The 20270-nt window shown below is 71.3% G+C and carries 16 protein-coding genes; 6 read left to right on the forward strand and 10 right to left on the reverse strand.

Going from position 1 to position 20270, the window contains the following annotated elements:
* Window positions 1-2: 2 nt before the first annotated feature.
* The gene (gene ettA, locus AC1UKG_RS10905; protein ID WP_018745258.1) at window positions 3-1679 is read right to left on the reverse strand and encodes an energy-dependent translational throttle protein EttA; all 1677 of its coding nucleotides are present in this window, start codon (window positions 1677-1679) and stop codon (window positions 3-5) included.
* A gap of 328 nt (window positions 1680-2007) precedes the next feature.
* Here ettA and AC1UKG_RS10910 point away from each other — a divergent pair, with 328 nt between their 5' ends.
* Both AC1UKG_RS10910 and otsB read left to right on the forward strand, forming a co-directional pair.
* Window positions 2008-3408: a trehalose-6-phosphate synthase gene (locus tag AC1UKG_RS10910; RefSeq protein ID WP_026271563.1), complete on the forward strand. Its 1401-nt coding sequence runs from the start codon at window positions 2008-2010 to the stop codon at window positions 3406-3408.
* Window positions 3405-6008 carry a trehalose-phosphatase gene (gene otsB, locus AC1UKG_RS10915; RefSeq protein ID WP_018745260.1) on the forward strand — a complete coding sequence of 868 codons (2604 nt, stop codon included), beginning with the start codon at window positions 3405-3407 and terminating at the stop codon, window positions 6006-6008. Before AC1UKG_RS10910 ends, otsB begins: the two co-directional genes overlap by 4 nt.
* Before the next feature lie 135 nt (window positions 6009-6143).
* Here otsB and cobA read toward each other — a convergent pair whose 3' ends face one another.
* The 3 genes from cobA to cobC are packed head-to-tail and all read right to left on the reverse strand — an operon-like array spanning window position 6144 to window position 9653.
* A complete protein-coding gene (gene cobA / locus AC1UKG_RS10920; RefSeq protein WP_018814724.1) occupies window positions 6144-7403 on the reverse strand; it encodes a uroporphyrinogen-III C-methyltransferase in 1260 nt (419 codons plus the stop codon).
* A gap of 34 nt (window positions 7404-7437) precedes the next feature.
* Entirely contained in the window at window positions 7438-8529 is a 1092-nt protein-coding gene (gene cobT / locus AC1UKG_RS10925) for a nicotinate-nucleotide--dimethylbenzimidazole phosphoribosyltransferase (protein ID WP_018745262.1), read from the reverse strand.
* Window positions 8529-9653 (reverse strand): Rv2231c family histidinol phosphate aminotransferase CobC, encoded by a 1125-nt coding sequence (gene cobC, locus AC1UKG_RS10930; RefSeq protein WP_018814725.1) that lies wholly within the window; start codon window positions 9651-9653, stop codon window positions 8529-8531. Before cobC ends, cobT begins: the two co-directional genes overlap by 1 nt.
* A 121-nt stretch (window positions 9654-9774) precedes the next feature.
* On the opposite strand from cobC, the gene AC1UKG_RS10935 reads away from it, so the two are divergent.
* Window positions 9775-11907: a transglycosylase domain-containing protein gene (locus tag AC1UKG_RS10935; RefSeq protein ID WP_018814726.1), complete on the forward strand. Its 2133-nt coding sequence runs from the start codon at window positions 9775-9777 to the stop codon at window positions 11905-11907.
* Between the two features lie 78 nt (window positions 11908-11985).
* Window positions 11986-12804, forward strand: coding sequence for an SURF1 family cytochrome oxidase biogenesis protein (locus AC1UKG_RS10940; protein WP_482642341.1), 819 nt, complete (start codon window positions 11986-11988; stop codon window positions 12802-12804).
* A 61-nt stretch (window positions 12805-12865) separates the two neighbouring features.
* Here the strand turns inward: AC1UKG_RS10940 and AC1UKG_RS10945 are convergent, their stop codons facing one another.
* From AC1UKG_RS10945 to AC1UKG_RS10955, 3 genes are all read right to left on the reverse strand, one after another.
* Window positions 12866-13072, reverse strand: coding sequence for a hypothetical protein (locus AC1UKG_RS10945; protein ID WP_018745266.1), 207 nt, complete (start codon window positions 13070-13072; stop codon window positions 12866-12868).
* Window positions 13073-13308: 236 nt separating this feature from the next.
* On the reverse strand, window positions 13309-14655 hold the full coding sequence (locus AC1UKG_RS10950) for a M20/M25/M40 family metallo-hydrolase (protein ID WP_482642418.1): 1347 nt from the start codon (window positions 14653-14655) through the stop codon (window positions 13309-13311).
* On the reverse strand, window positions 14642-15322 hold the full coding sequence (locus AC1UKG_RS10955) for a uridine kinase family protein (protein WP_482642342.1): 681 nt from the start codon (window positions 15320-15322) through the stop codon (window positions 14642-14644). The genes AC1UKG_RS10950 and AC1UKG_RS10955 overlap by 14 nt, the downstream gene beginning before the upstream one ends.
* 61 nt (window positions 15323-15383) lie before the next feature.
* Here AC1UKG_RS10955 and AC1UKG_RS10960 point away from each other — a divergent pair, with 61 nt between their 5' ends.
* A complete protein-coding gene (locus AC1UKG_RS10960; RefSeq protein ID WP_018745269.1) occupies window positions 15384-15860 on the forward strand; it encodes a rhodanese-like domain-containing protein in 477 nt (158 codons plus the stop codon).
* 69 nt (window positions 15861-15929) lie between these two features.
* On the opposite strand, the gene AC1UKG_RS10965 is transcribed toward AC1UKG_RS10960, so the two are convergent.
* From AC1UKG_RS10965 to AC1UKG_RS10975, 3 genes are all read right to left on the reverse strand, one after another.
* Window positions 15930-17483 carry a cobyric acid synthase gene (locus AC1UKG_RS10965; protein ID WP_482642343.1) on the reverse strand — a complete coding sequence of 518 codons (1554 nt, stop codon included), beginning with the start codon at window positions 17481-17483 and terminating at the stop codon, window positions 15930-15932.
* Window positions 17480-18484 carry a cobalamin biosynthesis protein gene (locus AC1UKG_RS10970; protein WP_018814731.1) on the reverse strand — a complete coding sequence of 335 codons (1005 nt, stop codon included), beginning with the start codon at window positions 18482-18484 and terminating at the stop codon, window positions 17480-17482. Before AC1UKG_RS10970 ends, AC1UKG_RS10965 begins: the two co-directional genes overlap by 4 nt.
* Window positions 18485-18775: 291 nt before the next feature.
* Window positions 18776-19549 carry a single-stranded DNA-binding protein gene (locus AC1UKG_RS10975; RefSeq protein WP_482642344.1) on the reverse strand — a complete coding sequence of 258 codons (774 nt, stop codon included), beginning with the start codon at window positions 19547-19549 and terminating at the stop codon, window positions 18776-18778.
* A gap of 299 nt (window positions 19550-19848) precedes the next feature.
* Between AC1UKG_RS10975 and AC1UKG_RS10980 the strand changes: the two genes are divergently transcribed.
* On the forward strand, window positions 19849-20238 hold the full coding sequence (locus AC1UKG_RS10980) for an HPF/RaiA family ribosome-associated protein (protein WP_018814733.1): 390 nt from the start codon (window positions 19849-19851) through the stop codon (window positions 20236-20238).
* The last annotated feature ends 32 nt before the right edge of the window (window positions 20239-20270 follow it).

Raw genomic sequence — 20270 nt, forward strand, 5'->3', positions numbered from 1 at the left:
TGTCAGTCGCGGGTGAGCTTGCGGTAGGTAACCCGGTGCGGCCGGGCCGCCTCGGCGCCGAGCCGCTCGATCTTGTTCTTCTCGTACGCTTCGAAGTTGCCCTCGAACCAGAACCACCTCGCCGGGTTCTGGTCATCCCCCTCCCAGGCCAGGATGTGTGTGGCGACCCGGTCCAGGAACATCCGGTCGTGGGAGATGACCACGGCGCAGCCGGGGAAGTCCAGCAACGCGTTCTCCAAGCTGGAGAGCGTCTCCACGTCCAGGTCGTTGGTCGGCTCGTCCAGCAGGATGACGTTTCCGCCGATCTTGAGCGTCAACGCCAGGTTGAGCCGGTTGCGCTCGCCCCCGGAGAGGACCTTGGTCGGCTTCTGCTGGTCCGGCCCCTTGAAACCGAAGGCAGCGATGTACGCCCGCGACGGCATCTCGACCTTGCCCACCATCAGGTGGTCCAGACCGTCGGAGACGACCTCCCAGACGGTCTTGTCCCCGGCCAGACCCGCCCGGGTCTGGTCCACGTACGACAGGGAGACGGTGTCACCGACCTTCACGCTGCCCGCCGTCGGCTGCTCCAGCCCGACGATGGTCTTGAAGAGGGTGGTCTTACCGACGCCGTTCGGACCGATGATGCCGACGATGCCGTTACGCGGCAGGGAGAAGCTCAGGTCCTCGATCAGCACCCGGTCGCCGAAGGCCTTGGTGAGGTTCTGCGCCTCGATCACCGAACTACCCAGACGCGGGCCCGGTGGGATCTGAATCTCCTCGAAGTCCAGCTTGCGGGTCTTCTCCGCCTCGGCGGCCATCTCGTCGTAGCGGTCGAGTCGGGCCTTGGACTTCGTCTGGCGCGCCTTGGCGTTGGAGCGGACCCACTCCAACTCGTCGGAGAGCCGCTTCTTCATCTTGGCGTCCCGCCGGCCCTCGACCGCCAGCCGGGCCGCCTTCTTCTCCAGGTAGGTGGAGTAGTTGCCCTCGTAGCCGACGGCCCGCCCCCGGTCCAACTCCAGGATCCAGCCGGCCACGTTGTCCAGGAAGTAACGGTCGTGCGTGATCGCGATAACGGTGCCGGCGTACTTGGCCAGGTGCTGCTCCAGCCACTGCACGCTCTCCGCGTCGAGGTGGTTGGTGGGCTCGTCGAGCAGGAGCAGGTCGGGTGTCTCCAGCAGCAGCTTGCAGAGGGCGACCCGACGCCGCTCCCCACCGGAGAGCTGGGTCACGTCGGCGTCCGGCGGCGGACAGCGCAACGCGTCCATGGCCAGTTCGAGCTTGGAGTCGATGTCCCAGGCGTCGGCGTGATCCAACTCCTCCTGGAGGCGGCCCATCTCCGCCATCAACTCGTCGGAGTAGTCGGTGGCCATCTGTTCGGCGATCTTGTTGAACCGCTCCAGCTTGGCCTTGGTCTCCGCGACCGCCTCCTCGACGTTGCCGAGGACCGTCTTCGCGTCGTTGAGCGGCGGCTCCTGGGCCAGCATGCCGACGGTGTAGCCGGGCATCAGCCGGGCCTCACCGTTACTCGGCCGGTCCAGCCCCGCCATGATCTTCAGCAGGCTGGACTTACCGGCGCCGTTCGGGCCGACCACACCGATCTTGGCACCCGGCAGGAAGCTCAGCGTCACGTTGTCGAGCACGACCTTGTCGCCATGCGCCTTGCGCGCCTTTTCCAGGACGTAGATGTACTGGGCCACGGTGCGGGCTACCCTCCATCGATCAACGGGTGTGGTCTAACGCGGGCGGGGCCGGCCGCGGATGCGGAGCCGAGGTCGCCCGTCGGCGGGCCGCTCATTCCGGCCCACCGTCAATCCTGACAGGTCACCCCGGCTACGCCCACATCACCCCGCCGGGCTGGCGCCCGGTCGAACCGCCCGCCAGTCCCACAAAATTGTCAACAAGATCACGTTTGGGGTTCGGTGCCGACAAGCGGGTGAGCTAAGTCCGGCACGGTACACCAGACGCCGCGGCTACGCTCAGTACGCTCGTCGCGGGGGATTCGTCAGCACCCGGAGGTGGCCCAACGTGACCGTCCGCAGCTCCTTTGTCGTAGTGGCCAATCGACTGCCCGTTGACGAGGTGAGCACACCCGAGGGACGGCAGTGGCGACGTAGCCCGGGTGGGCTCGTGACCGCACTGCATCCCGTCCTCGCCGAGCACCACGGCACCTGGGTGGGCTGGGCCGGCGGCAAGGGGGCCGCACCGGAGCCGTTCGACCTGGAGGGCATCCGGCTGCATCCGGTGCCGTTGAGCTCGGAGGAGTTGGAGCGCTACTACGAGGGGCAGTCCAACGCCATGATCTGGCCGCTGTACCACGACGCGGTCGAGACCCCGGTCTACAAGCGCCGCTGGCGGGAGACCTACCGACTGGTGAACGCCCGTTTCGCGGAGGCGGCATCGGATGTCGCGGCGGAGGGTGCCACGGTCTGGGTGCAGGACTACCAGCTCCAGCTGGTGCCGGCGATGCTCCGCGAGCTCCGCCCCGACCTACGGATCGGCTTCTTCCTGCACATCCCGTTCCCGCCGATCGAGCTGTTCATGCAGATGCCGTTCCGCACCGAGATCCTCCGCGGGCTACTCGGCTCCGATCTGGTGGGCTTCCAGCAGCGGCTGGCGGCGCAGAACTTCGTCCGACTCGCCCGGCACCTGCTCGGGCTGCGCTACGAGGGGCAGATGATCCAGGTCGACGGCCGCCGGGTGAAGGCGGGCGCGTTCCCCATCTCCATCGACACGCAGGAGATGGAGCGACTCGCGGTGGATCCGGCGATCCGGGCGCGGGCGGAGGAGATCCGCAAGGAGCTGGGGAACCCCCGCACGATCATCCTGGGGGTCGACCGGCTCGACTACACCAAGGGCATCGAGTTACGGCTCAAAGCCTTCCGCGAGCTGCTCTCTGACGGAAAGTTGACAGTTCCGGATGCGGTTATGGTGCAGGTGGCGACGCCGAGCCGGGAACGGGTGGAGCACTACCAGGCACTTCGCGTCAAGGTGGAGCGCGAGGTTGGTCGGATAAATGGCGAATTTGGCCGGGTTGGGGTACCGGCGGTGCATTATCTGCACCAGTCGTACAGTCGCACCGAACTGGCCGCGATGTACGTCGCCGCCGACGTGATGATGGTGACCCCGCTGCGAGACGGAATGAATCTGGTGGCCAAGGAGTACGTAGCAGCGCGCGCCGACCGGGGTGGCGCGCTCGTGCTGAGTGAATTCGCCGGCGCAGCCACCGAGCTGCGCCAGTCGTTCCTGTGTAACCCGCACGACCCGGACGCGGTCAAGGAGGCCCTGCTGCGGGCCGTACACGTGGAGAAGCCGGAGGCCCGTCGCCGCATGCGGACAATGCAACGTCATCTGCGCACCCACGACGTGGGGCACTGGGCGAAGTCCTTCCTCACCGAACTCGGCGTACCGGGACCGGATGCCTCGTGAGCACCGGCACCACACTCAACGACCCCGTCGGTGGCGGCCTGGAACAGGAGCTGCGCACCGCGATCGGTCGCATCGCCCGCGTCCCCCAGCTGCTGATCGCCTGTGACTACGACGGCACCCTCGCCCCGATCGTCGAGGACCCGAGCCGGGCCGTACCGCTGCCGGAGGCCGCGGCGGCGGTGCGGGCGCTCGCCTCGCTACCGCAGACCAACGTGGCGGTCGTCTCCGGGCGCGCGCTGCGTGACCTGGCCGCCCTGTCCCGGCTGCCCAGCGAGGTCCACCTCGTCGGCAGCCACGGCTCCGAGTTCGACATCGGCTTCGTCGAACGGCTCTCTCCCGAGCTGGTCGCCGTCCGCACCCGGCTCCGCGACGCGCTGCACGAGATCGTCGCCGCCCACCCCGGGATTCGGCTGGAGCGCAAGCCGGCCAGTGTCGCCGTACACACCCGCGGGGTTGACCCGCAGGTCGCCGCCGCAGCCGTCGAGGCGGTCCGCAACGGCCCCGCGACCTGGGACGACGTCACCGTCACCCAGGGCAAGGAGGTCATCGAGCTGTCGGTGGTCGCCACCCACAAAGGCACCGCCGTTGACCAGCTGCGCACCCAGCTCTCCGCCAGTGCGGTGCTGTTCATCGGCGATGATGTCACCGACGAGAACGCCTTCGGCAACCTGCACGGACCAGATGTCGGCATCAAGATCGGGCCCGGCGAGACCCAAGCGCAGTATCGGGTAGCCGAGCCGATCGAGGCCGCCCGCGCCCTCGGTCTGCTTCTGGAGACCCGACGGAACTGGCTCTTCGGCGAGCGGGCGGTGCCGATCGAGCGGCACTCGATGCTGGCCAACGGCCGCACGGTCGCGCTCCTCACCCCCGAAGCCAAGGTCACCTGGCTGTGCAATCCCAAGCCCGACTCGGCGGCGATCTTCGCCGACCTGGTCGGCGGCAGCCCCGCCGGCTACTTCAGCGTCGTGCCGGAGCGCGGTGGCATCCCACTCGGCCAGCGCTACCGCTCAAACACGATGACCGTGGAGACCCGGTGGTCCGGCCTGACCGTGACCGACTGGCTGGACACCCCGGACACCGATACCACCCCGGACGGGCCGGCGATCGTCAGTGCCGACTCGACCCTGGTCCGGGTGCTCACCGGACATGGCCGGGCGCAGCTGGAGTTCGCCCCCCGGCCCGAGTTCGGCCAGGTCGCCGTCCAGCTCCAACCACTCGACGACGGGCTGCTGGTACTCGGTTCCAACCACCCGGTCGCGCTCTACTCCCCCGGCGTCACGTGGGAGGTGGTCGGCGACGGCGTGTACGAGACGGCGAAGGCCGTCGTTGACCTCGCCGCCGCCAACGGGCCGATCGTGCTGGAGATGCGCTTCGGCACCCACAGCCTGGAACACCACCGGCAGCCGATTCACGAACGGCAGGCCGCCGCGGAGCAGCCCTGGAAGGACTGGGTAGCCACCCTGCGGCTGCCGACCACCGGCCGGGACCTGGTCGCCCGCAGCGCACTCACCCTCCGCGGGCTGTGCCACCAGCCCAGCGGGTCGATCCTGGCCGCCGCGACCACCTCCCTGCCCGAGGAGCTCGGCGGCGTCCGCAACTGGGACTACCGCTACTGCTGGCTGCGGGACGCGGCGCTGACCGCCCGCGCTCTGGTCGACCTCGGCTCCACCGAGGAGGCCGAGGCGCTGCTGCGCTGGATCGATGGAGTCGTTGACCGCACCGGTGGGCACCCCGAACGGCTACACCCGCTCTACACGGTTGACGGTTACGAACTGGGCGCCGAGGCTGTCATCGACACCTTGCCCGGCTACGCCGGTTCCCGGCCCGTCCGGGTCGGGAACCTCGCCAACCACCAGCTCCAGCTCGACGTCTTCGGTCCGATCGCCGACCTGATCGCGGCCGTGGCCGACGCTCGTGGCTCCGTGCGGGACGACGAGTGGCGGGTCCTGGAGAACATGGTGGAGGCGGTCCGCCGCCGCTGGCACGAGCCGGACCACGGCATCTGGGAGGCGCGCCTGGCGCCCCGACACCACATCTTCTCGAAGGTGATGTGCTGGCTGACCGTCGACCGGGCGCTGCACGTCGTCCGCAAGCACGGCGGTGAGGAGCAGCCCGAGTGGGTGGAGCTACGCGACCGGATCGGCGCCAACGTGCTCGAGTTCGGCTGGCACGAGCAGGCCGAGGCGTACAGCGTCGCGTACGGGCACGAGGACAGTGACGCCTCCTCGCTCTGGATCGGCCTCTCCGGCCTGCTCCCCGGGGACGACCCCCGGTTCGTCTCCACTGTCCTCAAGATCGAGGCGGATCTGCGCAGCGGCCCGGTGGTCTACCGGTACCACTGGGAGGACGGCCTACCCGGCCGGGAGGGCGGCTTCCACATCTGCACCTCGTGGCTGATCGAGGCGTACCTACGTACGGGCCGCCGCGGCGACGCGGAGGAGCTGTTCACCCAAATGATCGACACTGCCGGACCAACCGGGCTGCTGCCCGAGCAGTACGACCCGCTGACCGAGCGCGGGCTGGGCAACCATCCACAGGCCTACAGCCACCTCGGCGTGATCCGCTGCGCTCTCCTGTTGGACAACATGCTCAAGCAGTGAGCCGCGGCCCCGACAGCCGGCGCCCCCCGCGTCGGTCGTGTCTGCTCGTGGTGGCGGCCCGCACCGGGCCGCCACCACGAGCGCCGGACACCACCACGAGCGCCAGACGCCACCACGCCGAACGTCCGGCCGCCCTCAGGAGTCCAGCGCCCCGACCACGTCGCCCACGACCACGACCGCCGGGGGGCGGATGTTCGCCGCAGCCACGTCGGCCGCCACCACGCCGAGCGTCGAGCGGATCGTACGCTGAGCGCCGGTCGTGCCCTCCTGCACGACCGCGGCCGGGGTCTGGGCCGGGCGACCGTGGGAGACCAGCGTCGCGGAGATCGCCGCCAGATTCTTCAGTCCCATCAGAATCACCAACGTGCCACGCAGCCCGGCGAGGTGCTCCCACCGCGCCATGGAGGCGGACGAGTCCGGCGGAACGTGCCCGGAGACCACGGTGAACTCGTGTGCGACCGCCCGGTGGGTAACCGGGACGCCGGCGCTGGCCGCGGCGGCGATGGCGCTGGTCACTCCGGGTACCACCGTCACCGGTACGCCCGCCCCGGCGCAGGCCAGCAGCTCCTCGCCACCGCGACCGAAGACGTACGGGTCGCCCCCCTTGAGCCGGACCACGGCCTTGCCGGCCAGGGCCCGGTCCACCAAGATCCGGTTGATCTCCTCCTGGGTGCGGGCCGGCCCGTAGGGAATCTTGGTCGCGTCCACCAGTTCCACCTCGGGGCCCAGCTCGTCCAGGAGCAGCCCGGGCACGAGCCGGTCGGTGACCACCACCTCCGCCTCGGTGAGCAGCCGCCGCCCCTTGACAGTGATCAACTCTGGGTCACCCGGTCCCGCGCCGACCAGGGCGACGTGCCCACCGCGGCGGGTGGGGTGCACCGGCCCCGCGGCCTCGCCGGCATCGGCATCGGCATCGGCCGGCGGCGGGGCCACCCGACCCGGCCCGGCGGCGAGCAGATCCCGGACGACGTCCCGGACGGCCATCGATCGACGGGGGTCACCGCCGCTGAGAACCGCCACCGTCACCGGGCCCTGCCGGGTAACCGCCGGCGTCCACGCGGTGGCGGCGGCGCGATCATCGGCCCGAACACAGAAGATCCGCCGCTCGTCGGCCACCGCGCTGATCGCGGCGGCGGCGCTCGGGTCATCGACTGCGACCTGCACCAGCCAGGCATCGTCGAGGTCGTCCGTGGCGAACCGCCGCCGCTGCCAGCGCAGCCGCCCGGCGTCGGCGTGGGCGCGAAGCGCCGGGGTCAGCTCCGGCGCTACCAGAAGGACATCCGCGCCCGCGTCGAGCAACGCGGGCACCCGGCGGGTGGCCACGACTCCGCCACCGACCACGACCACCCGCCGGCCGGCCAGCCGCAGACCGAGCGGGTACGGGTTGCCGCTCACGCCGCCGTCCCGTCCGGTCGGATGGGCAGTGCACTCATTTCTGCGCCACCCCCGCCGAGTCGAAGGTGGCGACCTCGTGCAGCACGCGGACGGCCCCTGCGACCACCGGTAGGGCCAGCAGCGCCCCGGTGCCCTCACCGAGGCGCAGCCCGAGGTCGACCAGGGGGGTCAGCCCCAGTCGGCGCAGTGCCACCGTGGCTCCCGGCTCGACCGAGCGGTGGCCGGCCACCATCGCGCCGGTGGCGGCCGGGGCGAAGGCCGCGGCGGCCAGCGCAGCCGAGTCGGCGATGACGCCGTCGAGCAGCACCGGCACCCGGCGGGCGGCGGCGCCCAGGATCAACCCGGTGAGGGCGGCGTGTTCCAGGCCGCCGACCGCGGCCAGCACGCCCAGCGGGTCCGTCGGGTCCGGCTGATGCCGGCGCAGCGCCGCCCGGACCACCTCGATCTTGCGCTGGTGCGTCGGATCGTCCACTCCGGTGCCCCGGCCGGTCACCACGGCGGGGTCGGCCTCGGCGAAGACCGCGATCAACGCGGCCGCCGGCGTGGTGTTGCCAATACCCATATCCCCGGTGAGCAGGATGGCGGCTCCGGCATCGACGAGTTCACCGGCGACCCGAATGCCCGTCTCCACCGCAGCCCGGGCCTCATCCCGGGTGAGGGCGGCGGTGACGGCCAGATCCCGGGTGCCGCGCCGGACGTTCGCCTCGACCAACCGGGGTCCGGCGTCGCCGGCCGGGGCCGGACCGGGGGGTACGGCCGCACTGGGTGTTGGGGGCGTGGCGACCCCGACGTCGACGACGGTGACCGCGGCGCCGGCCTGCCGGGCGAAGGCGTTGACCACCGCCCCGCCGGCAAGGAAGTTGCCGATCATCTGCCCGGTGACCTCCTGCGGCCAGGGCGTCACGCCCTGGGCGTGCACCCCGTGGTCGCCGGCGAAGATGGCCACCGCGGCCGGCTCGGGTAGCGGCGGTGGGCAGGCGCCGGCCAGGCCGGCGAGGCGAAGGGAGAGGTCTTCCAGCACCCCGAGGGAGCCCGCGGGTTTGGTCAGCCGGCGCTGCAGGTCCGCGGCGGCAGCCATCGCCTGCTCGTCGAGCGGTGCGATCGCCGCCCTCGTCGTCTCCAGCATCATCCCTCCAGAATCTCGGCCAGCACGGTGGTAAACGCGTCGGTCGTCGCCGGATCGCGGACCGCGATCCGCAGCCAGTCCGGGCCCAGCCCGGGGAAGGTGTCGCCGCGGCGTACTGCCCAGCCTCGATCACGCAGGGTACGGCGTACCGCGTCGGCGCCCGGGTGGTGGACGAGGACGAAGGCGCTCGCTGGCCGGCCGACGACGCGTACCCCGGGTAGGGCCGCCAGGCGGGCGAGGAGGTGGGCACGGTTGGTGGCGAGGTCGGCCGCGATCTGGCGCTCAGCTCGCACCGCCTCGGGACCGGCGCAGGCCGCCGCGGCAGCGAGGGCCGGGGTGGAGACCGGCCACAGCGGTTGTACGGCGGCCAGGCGGTCCAACAGGTCCGCTGCACCGAGCAGGTAGCCGACGCGCAGCCCGGCCAGCCCCCACGTCTTGGTGAGGCTCCGCACCACCAGCAGGCCGGGCAGGTCGGACCGGGCAGCAAGCGACTCCGGCTCGCCAGCGACTCCGGGCGCGAGGGTGGTGTCGGCGAACGCCTCGTCCACCACGAGCACCCGGCCGGGCCGGGCGAGCGCGGCCAGGTCGGCGGCCGGGTGCAGCACCGAGGTCGGGTTCGTCGGGTTACCGACCAGGACCAGGTCGGCATCGGCCGGCACCTCTGCGGGGTCAAGCCGGAATCCGTCGTCGGGGTCGAGCAGCACCCGCTCGACCGGGTGTCCGGCCGCACGCAGCGCCGCCTCCGCCTCGGTGAACTGCGGGTGCACCACCACCGGACGGCGGATCCCGCGCAGCGCCTGGGCGATCAGCACGAAGCCCTCGGCCGCACCGGCGGTGAGCAGCACCTGCGCCGGTGGGCGACCGTGCCGGGCGGCGACGGCGGCCCGCGCCGCAGCGGAGTCCGGGTACCGGCCCAGGTCACCGAGGGCAGCGGTGATCGGGTCGGCCAGCCAGTCCGGCATCGGAGCCTGGCGCACGTTCACCGCGAGGTCGACCAGACCGGGTACGGCCTCGGCATCTCCATGGTGCCCAAGATCGGGTTCGGGCGCCGCCGGACTGCCCGCCGGACTGCCCGGCAGGGTGTCCGACGGCGCGGCCCCTCCCCTGCTCAACTGCGTACGCATGACCGCGATCCTGCCGGGAAGGGGGCGCGTGGCACAGCGCATCGCGACGTGGGCCGCGTCACGAACGACGGGTTAATGAATATTTCTCTAGTACGAATCGGAAATGTCATAACTTGGCCCTGTGAGCAACCGTCCCCTTGCTGCCGCCGGTCGTCTCGTCCCACTTCTCCGCGCCGGGCTCATCGCCGGCATCATCATCGCCGCCCTGGCCTACCCGATCGCCGCCGCAGCCGGCCTCGGCGCCAAGGTCACGGCGCACGCGATGGAACACAAAACCAAGATCCTCAAAACGGCCCTACCAGCCGAGACCTCGTACCTGTACGCGCCGGACGGCAAGACCGTCCTGACGATGTTCTACGAGGAGTACCGGCAGTACACAAAGCTCGGCGATGTGTCGCCCAACGTCCAGCACGCCATCATCGCCGCCGAGGATGCCCGCTTCTACCAGCACAGCGGCGTCGACCCCAAGGGCATCGCCCGCGCCTTCGTGGCCAACGCCCGCTCCAACGGCATCTCCCAGGGCGCCTCCACCATCACGATGCAGTACGTCCGGATGGCCCTGCGGGACAGCGCCACCACCCCGAAGGAGGTACAGGAGGCGACCCAGCAGACCAGCCTGCGCAAGATCCGGGAGATGCGGCTGGCCATGGACCTGGAGAAGGAGCTGACCAAGGAGCAGATCCTGGAGCGATACCTCAACTCCGCATACTTCGGGCATCGCGCCTACGGCATCTACGCCGCCAGCGAGATCTACTTCTCCAAGACCCCGAAGGACCTCTCTGTGGTCGAGGCCGCCACCCTCGCCGGACTGGTCAAGTCGCCATCCCGGTTCGACCCGGCCAGCTCCGACCAGAAGGAGGCGACCGCCCGCCGCAACTACATCCTGGACCGGATGACCGACCTCGGATACCTCTCACCGGACGCCGCCGCCAGCACCAAGTCCGAACCGATCGAGCTGACCCTGAGCTACCCGTCCAACGACTGCGCGTCGGTGCCCCAGGAGTGGAACAGCTGGGGATTCATCTGCGACTACGTGAAGAACTGGTGGAGTGCACAGCCCGCGTTCGGCGAGAACCGCCTGGAGCGGATGGACAAGCTGCGTCGGGGCGGGTACCGGATCGTGCTCAGCGTGGACCCGAAGATTCAGGAGGCGGCGGAGAAGAACGTCGGCACGAAGGGGAGAACCGGCAGCCCGTACGCCAACGGCATCGTGGTCACGGAGCCCGGCACCGGGCGGCTCAAGGCGATGGCGGTGAACCGGACGTATTCCCTGAACCTGGACGGGAATCCGCTCAGCTCCAACCCGGAGGCCGGCCCGAAGGTCAAGGCCAACTACCCGAACACGGTCGCACCCCTGCTCGGCGGTGGTGACCTCCCCGGCTACCAGGCGGGATCAACCTTCAAGATGTTCCCGCTGCTCGCCGCCCTCGACTCGGGTATGACCCTGAACACCTCCTTCAACGCGCCGTACCGGTACCGATCGGAGGTCTACAACGGCTGGGCTCCGTCGAACGCGAGCGGCGCCATGTCCGGAATGCAGACCATGTGGTCCGGCTTCGGTAAATCGGTCAACACGTACTTCGTCTGGCTTGAGGAGCAGGTCGGGGCAGACCGGGCGGTACGCCTCGCCGAACAACTGGGGCTACGCTGGCGCACCGATGTGGACCGACATCACGCCGCTCCGGCGAACGCGAAGACCTGGGGCGCCTTCACCCTGGGGGTCTCGGACGCCACCCCGCTGGAGATGGCGAACGCCTACGGTGCCGTCGCCGCCGAGGGCCGCTACTGCGAGGCGATCCCGGTGCAGGCGATCTACGACCGGGACGGCACACCGGCGATCTACCGGACGGCGGGCGGGATCGAGCGGGAGGTCGCCAAGCCCCGCTGTCGCCAGGTGGTCAGCGCCGACGCCGCCCGGGCCGCCACCGACGCCGCCCGGTGCCCCACCGGCGACTCCCCGGCCCGAGGTGGCTGCGGCGGCTGGTCAACGGCGGACAGCGTCCGGGGCACCGTGGGCCGTCCGGTGGCCGGCAAGACCGGTACCACCGACAGCACCCGGTCGGCCTGGTTCGTCGGATTCACGCCCGAGCTGGCCGCGGCCAGCTTCATCTCCGACCCGGACAACCCCTTCAACGCCGTCGGTGACGGTCAGTCGCAGATTCCCATCCACGCGGTCGCGAACACCCTGCGCGACGCGCTTGAGGACAAACCGACTCGCGACTTCACACCTCCCTCAGACGCGATTGTCGGCTGACCTGGGGTGCCGACCCGGACCGGGGTGGAGACCACCGGTGGTCGCACCGATCAACCCGCTACGGCTACGGGTAACCTCATGGCCGTGTACCGGTTCCTGTTGACGCCACGCTGGCTGGGCGCGCTCGCGCTGACCCTGGTCGCGGCGGCGATCATGGTGTTACTCGCCGACTGGCAACTGGCGCGCTACCACGACCGCACCGCGATCAACGAACGGATTGACGCCGGCCAGCGGATGGACCCGGTACCACTGTCCGAGGCGATAGCCGCCCCGACCGGGAACACCGGCACCGTCGGGCCCGGCCCCACCACCGAACGAACCTGGACGAAGGTCAACGTCACCGGGCGGTACGACACCGCGAACGTGATCCTGGTCCGGGGGCGCTCACTGGACCGCACGGTCGGCTTCGAGGTACTGACCCCACTGCTGCTGACCGATGGCACGGCCATGTTGGTCAACCGAGGCTGGGTTCCGCCCGCGTCGGGCGGTGACGCCACCGTCCACCCGACTGTGCCCGCGGCCCCCGCCGGCACAGTCACGGTGACCGGCCGGATCCGTCCCGGTGAGGGCGGTTCGCTCCCGGTCACCCGCCGCGACGGCAAACTGGAGACCCGCCGCGTCAGCCTGTCCCAGCTGGCCGGGGAGCTGCCGTACCCGATCTACGGCGGCTATGTGCTGCTCGATCAGCAAGTCCCGACCGCCGATTCGACCTTCAAGCCGGTCCCGGTCGGCTACACGAACAACTGGCAGAACTACGGGTACGTCGTGCAGTGGTGGATCTTCGCCGGGATGACGCTGCTGGGCTTCGGCTACTTCGCCCGGCGAGAGGCCCAGCGACGGTCCGGAGCGGCGCGCGAACGTCCCACCGACCGGACGGCCGAAGCAGCCTCCACCTGAGCATTGCCTACGGCGTCCGCGCCGCCACACCGGCACCACTGGCGGGCGGCGCAGCCCGGCGTCAGACCGAGACGGGCTCCTCGATGCGCAGTCCCCGGGCGCGCACCCCGTCAGCGACCCGGGCGAGCGTCGAATCGAGTGCGACCAGCGCGGCAGAGAGCTGACCGAGCCGTTCTTTGAGTGACTCATCGGACCACGCGGAGACGTCAACGTCCCCCAAAGCACTGACGGCGGCCTCCAGGCGGGCCATCACCTCGTTCGTACTCATGTACGAAGGCTATACCACCCGGGTGACCGACACGCCGGAAACGCCCAGCCAGACCAGGACGTTATGGTTCCGACACTCGGGACGGCTGGGACGCGCCTGCGGGGCGACCACCCACCGCCGGCGCGTCCGCCCGCAGACCCGCTTGGAACGCCGAGCGCCGCTGGACACGACCTGGAGGCACCCAGGGCCAACCCAGCAGGGGATCAGCCCTGCTGGGAGCTAGGTCCTGCTGGAGCTCATTCCCGCCCAGCCGTGGCGACGTTACGCAGCAACAGCGCCTCGGCCAGGCACACCCGGGCGAACTCCCCCAGGTGCAGGCTCTCGTTCGGGCCGTGTGCCTGGGCGTACGGATCTTCCACGCCCGTCACCAGGATCGCCGCCTGCGGGAACATCTCCTGGAACGTGGCGATGAACGGGATCGAACCGCCGACCCCGATATCCACCGGGTCCGTGCCGTCCCAGGCGGTACGGAACGCGGAGCGGGCCGCGTCGAACATCGGGCCGGAGGCGTCAATGTGGCTCGGGTCGCCATCGTGCTCCAGGGTGACCGACACCTGCGCGCCCCACGGAGCGTGCCTGCTCAGGTGCGCGCGAAGCGCCGCGTACGCCCGCTTGGGGTCATCACCCGGTGCCAGCCGCAGGCTCAGCTTGGCCTTCGCGGCCGGGACCAGGGCGTTCGGCGCCTCCCCGGTGGCCGGCGCGTCGATACCGAGTACCGCCAGGGCCGGCTTGGTCCAGAGCCGGTCCGTGATCCGATCGGTGCCGATGAACTGCACGCCCTCCGCCAGCCCTGCCTCGGCGCGGAAGCGGTCCTCCGGATAGTCCACCGCCGCACCGCCGCGACTGACCAGCCCGTCCACGGCCACGTTCCCGGCGTCGTCGTGCAGGGTGGCGAGCAGCCGGGCCAGCGCGGTCAGTCCGTCCGGCACCGGGCCGCCGTACATGCCGCTGTGTACGGCGTGCTCCAGCGTGCGGACCTCGACGAAGCAGTTCACGATTCCACGCAGCGACGTGGTCAGTGCCGGCACGCCGATGTCCCAGTTGGTGGAGTCGGCGATCACGATGACATCCGAGGCAATCTCGTCCCGGTACTCGGTGAGCAGCCCCGCCAGCGAGTCAGAGCCGTACTCCTCCTCGCCCTCGATGAACAGCACGACGCCCACCGGCAGCGAGTCACCGAATGCCCGCAGCGCCGCGATGTGCGCCATGATGCCCGCCTTGTCGTCGGCAGCGCCGCGGCCATAGAGGCGGCCGTCCCGCTCCACCGGCTCGAACGGGTCCGACTCCCACAGCGACCGGTCGCCGACCGGCTGCACGTCGTGGTGGGCGTAGAGCAGCACGGTCGGGGCACCGGGCGGCGCCGCCTTCGTCCCGATCACGGCCGGCTGCCCACCGGAGCGGGCCAGCCGCACCTCGAGGCCGCAGTCCCGCAGCAGCTCCGCGACCGCTGCCGCGGAACGCTCCACGTGGGTGTGGTCGAAGCCGTCGAACGCGATACTCGGGATCCGGACAAGACGCTCGAGGTCCGCCCGGACGCCGGGCAGCTCCCGCTCAAGCGCGGCCCGCAGGTCAGGCTCGGACATGATCGGTGTTGTCATGACCGGCATCGTATGCCGCCCTTACCGACCGGCCGCGCCGCAGGTAGTACCGGGCGCGGTCGTGGGGCAACACCGGCGCGCCGTCCACCACCAGGTCCGCCCGGCCGCAGGTGCCGTCGGCGGCGAAGTGGACCCGCTCACCCACGTGCCAGCGACGCAGCTCCGGCAGAATCCCCGGGCCGTCCCGGGTCACCGCCCGGGTGAGCCGCAGCTGCTCCGGGGCGGTCACGAACACGGCGAGGCTCAACTCCGGCGCCACCGCGGCCCGCGCCGCGCTCACCCCCTCCAGCAGCAGGACCGGTGACACCGGCACCGGCACCGGGCGGGGCAGGAACGACCGCCGGACCCAGCTGAACCGCCGGTACTCCCCCGCCCGCCCCGCCCGCACCGGCGCCAGCACCCACTCCTCCAGCCGGGACCAGAAGGTGAGCTGGTCAGCCCAGCCGTCGAGCAGGTCGTCGGTGTGGATCACCGCCGGGCGGGTCCGGCCGGGCCCGACGGCGAGCGCATCGGCGAGGCGCGCCGTGAACCAGCTCTTGCCCGCGCCGCTGGGCCCGTCCACAGCCACCAGCCGGGTCTTCCCCAACCGCGCCGGCGCCGCACACACCCGCTCTGCCAGCCGGGCGTACGACTCCATCACCGCTACCGCCACGGCCTGACCGTATCGGGCGGCAGAGCCACGCCACCTCGGTCCGTCGCCCGTTCGGGCGGTCGTGCCGCTGGCCGACGGCGTTCGACCGCGCGTCGTCGGGCGCGGGCGGCATGATCGGCTGGTGTCCCACAGCGTGATGAGTCCAGGCGTTGATGCCCTGTTGGAGCAGGCCCGCGCCGGGGTGCGCCGGCTGACCCCGCACCAGGCCGTCGAGGCGATCCGCGCCGGGGCGTTGCTGATCGACACCCGCACCGAACGGCAGCGGGTAGAACAGGGTGAGCTGCCCGGTGCGATCGTCATCGAGCGGGCGGTGCTGGAGTGGCGGCTGGACCCGGCCAGTACCTGGCGGATCCCGGAGGCCACCCGGTACGACCGGGAGGTCGTGGTGGTGTGTCGGGAGGGTTACAGCTCCAGTCTGGCCGTGGCGGGCCTACGCGCGCTGGGCCTACGTCACGCCACCGACATCATCGGAGGGGTGCAGGCCTGGCGGGAGGCGGGACTCCCGATCTCCGACCGCCCCGCCGACGTCCGCGAGTGACACTGGGACCAACTCCCCCGTCAGACGGCCGGGTCACCGTCAGACGGGTCACGGTCAGGCGACTGCCGGTCAGGCGGCCGGGTCCCCGGCGGGTGCGCCCGGCGGGATGAACGGCAGGCCCGACGGCGGACCGGATTCGATCAGCCGCCACAGTGCGGCCGTGTCCAGGTGCTCCTCGACCAGGTCCCCGAGCAGGTCCAGGGAGCGTTCGCGGGCGCCGGCGAAGGAGATGTCCGGGGCCGCTCGGAACCCATGTCGGCCCGCGTGCCGGGCCACCTCGGTCAGGAAGCGACGGCGGAACCCGTCCGACTCGAAGGCGCCATGCCAGTGGGTGCCGTACATCGCCCCGGCGATCGCGCCCTCACCGGTGCCGTCGGCATACGCGAAGAGCGGGGAGAGGTCGGGGTCGGCGGCCGAGACGTACCCGTGGTGAATCTCGTAGCCGCGGACCGGGACGCCATCCCACCCGGTGCCGGCCGACTGCCGGACCGTCTTGCTCGGGTCGAAGGTGACCTCGACCGGCAGCAACCCCAGACCGGGTACGCTGCCCTCCCCGCTCTCCACTGGATCGTGGATGCGGCGGCCGAGCATCTGGAAGCCTCCGCAGATGCCGAGCAGGGGCCGTCCGGCGGCGGCGTGGGCGAGCACGGCATCCGCGAGGCCGGTCTGGCGCAGCCAGGCCAAATCCGCCACCGTCGCCTTGGAACCAGGTAGCACGACCAGGTCGGCGGCGGCGAGTTCGGCAGGCTCGACGGTGAGGCGCACCCGCACACCCGGCTCGGTGGCGAGCGCTTCGACGTCGGTGGCATTGCTGATCCGGGGCAGCCGGACCACGGCCACGTCCAGCCAGTCGCTGCCGCGGGGTGCGGCCGGACGGCCGAGTACCCGCCCGTACGCCAACGAGTCCTCCGCGTCGAGCCAGAGGTCGAGCGACCAGGGCAGCACCCCGTAGGTGGGCCTTCCGGTGACCTGGTGCAGCATGTCCAGGCCCGGCGCCAGCAGGCCCGGATCGCCGCGGAACTTGTTGATGACGAAGCCGGCGACCAACGCCTGATCGGCCGGTTCCAGCAGGGCCACCGTGCCGAACATGGAGGCGAACACCCCACCCCGGTCGATGTCCCCGACCACGATCGCGGGCAGCTCGGCGTGCCGTGCCAGCCCCATGTTGACGTAGTCCCCGGCCCGTAGGTTGATCTCCGCCGGGCTACCTGCTCCCTCGCAGATCACCACGTCGTAGGCCGCCCGCAGGTCAGCCAGGGCCGCGTACGCGGTTTCGGCGAGGCGGGGTCGAAGCTGCCGGAACGACCCGGTGGTGAGGGTGTCGACCGCCTCGCCGAGCAGCACCACCTGGCTGCTCCGGTCGCTGCCCGGTTTGAGCAGCACCGGGTTGAACCGCAGCTCTGGGGCGAGACCACAGGCCGCTGCCTGCATCGCCTGCGCCCGTCCGATCTCACCGCCGCGCCCGTCCGTCCCGACCACGACTGCCGAGTTGTTGGACATGTTCTGCGCCTTGAACGGCGCCACCCGTACGCCCTGCCGGTGCAGCCAGCGGCAGATCCCGGCGGTGAGGACGCTCTTGCCGGCGTCCGAGGTGGTCCCGGTGACCACCAGTCCGCCGCTCACCGCCGCCACCCGCGCAGGGCCCGTTGGCTGCCGCCGCTCATCGCCCGGCGACCCGCGGCGGAGAGCAGACGCCCCACGGTCAGCGGGTACGCCGCGGCAAGCCCGAGCGTGGCGAGCCCGACGGCGGCGGAGATCCGGGCCACCCGGGGCAGGTGTCCCGCGTCTGGGCGTGGGCCGTCGCCGAGGAACGGACGCACCTCGACCCGGCCGGCGTAGATGTTGCGCCCGCCGAGCCGGACACCGAGCGCCCCGGCGACCGCCGCTTCGCACTGCCCGGCGTTGGGGCTGGGGTGGTCGTTCCGGTCCCGGCGCCAGACCCGCCAGGCCCGATCCCGGTCCCCTTGGGCCAACGGCGCCACGGCGACCGTCAGCAGCCCGGTCAGCCGGGATGGAACAAAGTTGAGCAGGTCATCGAGGCGGGCCGCGGGGGTGCCGAAACGCGCGTACCGGGAGGAGCGGTGGCCCACCATCGCGTCGAGGGTGTTCGCCGCCCGGTAGCCCAGCAGCCCGGGTAGGCCGGCGACCGCGCCCCAGAGCAGCGGGGCGACGACGGCGTCGGAGGTGTTCTCGGCGACCGACTCGACGGCGGCGCGGGCCAGCTCCGGCTCGTCCAGCGTTGACGGGTCCCGCCCGCAGAGGTGTCCCAGGCGTTGCCGCGCGGACGGCAGGTCACCATCGGCCAGCGACGCGCCGAGCACCGCCGCCTCCCGGCGCAACGTGCGCCCGCCGAGCACAGCCCAGGTGCCGGCAGCCACGACCGCGCCCCGCGCCAAGGGGCGCCCTCGGGTGGCGACCATTGCCGCGGCGCCGAGCGCCACCGGCGCTCCCACCGACAGCGCGGTGTAGGCCGCGCCGGCCGCCCGGTCCGGCCGGTAGATCCGCCGCTCCAGGGCACTCGCCGCGCGGCCGAACCCGGCCACCGGATGCCACCGGCGAGGGTCACCGACCAGCGCGTCCACCGCGTATCCCGCGACGAGCCCCGCTACCGTCGCCTGCCGCAACGCCCATCACCTCCGGCCGGTCAGCGTAGCCGAGCCCCATGCCCGGCCCGCCCGACCGTCTCGCTTGCTCCTTCGGCGGTGTCCGGAGCCGGGCGGCGACCCGGACGAAGGGTGCCGGGTGGGTTGCGGCCCGGTGGACGTGCGGGGGTGACCGCTGGCGGCAGGTGTGGGGTGACCGCCCGGTGGACGCACGGGGTGACGGCTACGCCAGCCGGCACCCCGCCCCCGTCGCGCCCTTCCCCACCAGAGCTTCACCGGCCGGCACGAACCACCGCCCGAGACCGGTTGACGTCAGGCGGACACCCGCCCGCGGCCCCGCCGAACCCGGCTACCGCTGGGGGCCGGCTCGGCACCCTGGCCGGCCGAATCGACGTGGCGGGCTCCGTCGGCCGCCTCCGCGGGCGGGTGCGGGATCCCGGCGGCGGACCCGTCGGTCTGACCAGAACCAGCGTCGCCCCGGCCCGGGTCAGCAATCGGAGCGTCCGGGAGACCCATGTCAGCACCGGCAACGGGTGGGGGGTCGGGCAGTGCGGGCAGCTCAACCCCCTCGGCGACTTGCTGGTCGGCTTGCTCGTCGGCTTGCTGGTCGGCGGGAGCAGCCGATGCCGACTCGATCTGCGCATCGGGCACCTGTAGCTCCGCTGCGGGGTCCACCGTGGGATCGGCTGTGGGATCCGCCGTGGTGCCGGTCGCGGCCACTGGTCGGTTGCGTAGGAACCGACCCCGACCGCGGGACAGATCGTGCCCGACCGCGACGGCCTCCAGTTCGTAGTGGGTCCGGGGGCTGCCGGCATCGTCGGTCCAGTCCCGGGTGTGGATCCGCCCCGAGACGATCACCGGGTCGCCGACCATCACCGAGGTCACGACCCCCTCGGCGAGCCGACGCCAGCAGTTGACCCGAAGGCGGAGGCTGTTGCCGTCAACCCAGCGACCGCTCTCGCGGTCCAGTCGGCGCGCGGTGGAGGCCACCTTGAAGTTGGCCACCAGGGTCTGGCTCTGGTTGGTGCGCCGCCACTCGGGCGCGGTCACCGCAGTGCCGATCACCGTGACGTGGGTGTCAAACATCGTCCCTCCCGGGTCAGGTTGTCATCGCGATTGCTCGACCTGAGCCTGTCCGGCCCCGTCCGGCACTGCCATTGCATGGGGGTGAGCTGTGGACAACGGAGCAGGGTGTGGACAACAACCTGTTCAAAGGCCCGTGTGCTAGGGGCCTCTGGCCCTGGGACAGCAGCGGAGCAAGCAGCAGAATTGACCATGTTCCGGAACGCAAGCAATTAGGTACACCTAGATCAGAAATAACGTAACCGGACGAAGGGGTCAGTGATCATGATGACGATCACCACCGGCACCGGCCAGGCGCAGTCATGAGCGGGGTCACCAACCCGGCCACCGTCAACGAGTGTCTCCGGATGGGGGCCGGCTTCGCGCAGGGCGACCGGGCCTGGATCGCCGACCATTTCGGCATGCTCGATGCCCGGCTCGCCAGCTTCCACGCCGACGCCACCGAGCTGGAGGTGTCGGTCAAGAACCGGGAGACGAAGGGCCAGAAGGTCACCCTGGAGTGCTGGATCGCCGGCCGGCAGAAGATCGTCACCACCTCCGCGGAGGAGGACCTGCAGGCGGCACTCAACGACGTCCGGGACGACCTGCGCCGCCGCCTCAACGACGCGAAGACCCGACAGGAGCCCCGGCACAACAAGCACCTGCGCGACATCGGCCCGCCGCCCAGGGCAGCACAGGACCCCGACGACTGACGGTCCGCATCACCACCAGCTCGGACGTACCC

It is taken from the genome of Salinispora sp. CH2A1_6, from assembly GCF_056820975.1.

Bases quoted from the DNA above. Each gene is read 5' to 3' on its own strand.
- cobT (WP_018745262.1), bottom strand. From the start codon at position 8,529: ATGCTGGAGACGACGAGGGCGGCGATCGCACCGCTCGACGAGCAGGCG.
- cobC (WP_018814725.1), bottom strand. From the start codon at position 9,653: ATGCGTACGCAGTTGAGCAGGGGAGGGGCCGCGCCGTCGGACACCCTG.
- AC1UKG_RS10940 (WP_482642341.1), top strand. From the start codon at position 11,986: ATGGCCGTGTACCGGTTCCTGTTGACGCCACGCTGGCTGGGCGCGCTC.
- AC1UKG_RS10945 (WP_018745266.1), bottom strand. From the start codon at position 13,072: ATGAGTACGAACGAGGTGATGGCCCGCCTGGAGGCCGCCGTCAGTGCT.
- AC1UKG_RS10950 (WP_482642418.1), bottom strand. From the start codon at position 14,655: ATGTCCGAGCCTGACCTGCGGGCCGCGCTTGAGCGGGAGCTGCCCGGC.
- AC1UKG_RS10975 (WP_482642344.1), bottom strand. From the start codon at position 19,549: ATGTTTGACACCCACGTCACGGTGATCGGCACTGCGGTGACCGCGCCC.
- AC1UKG_RS10980 (WP_018814733.1), top strand. From the start codon at position 19,849: ATGAGCGGGGTCACCAACCCGGCCACCGTCAACGAGTGTCTCCGGATG.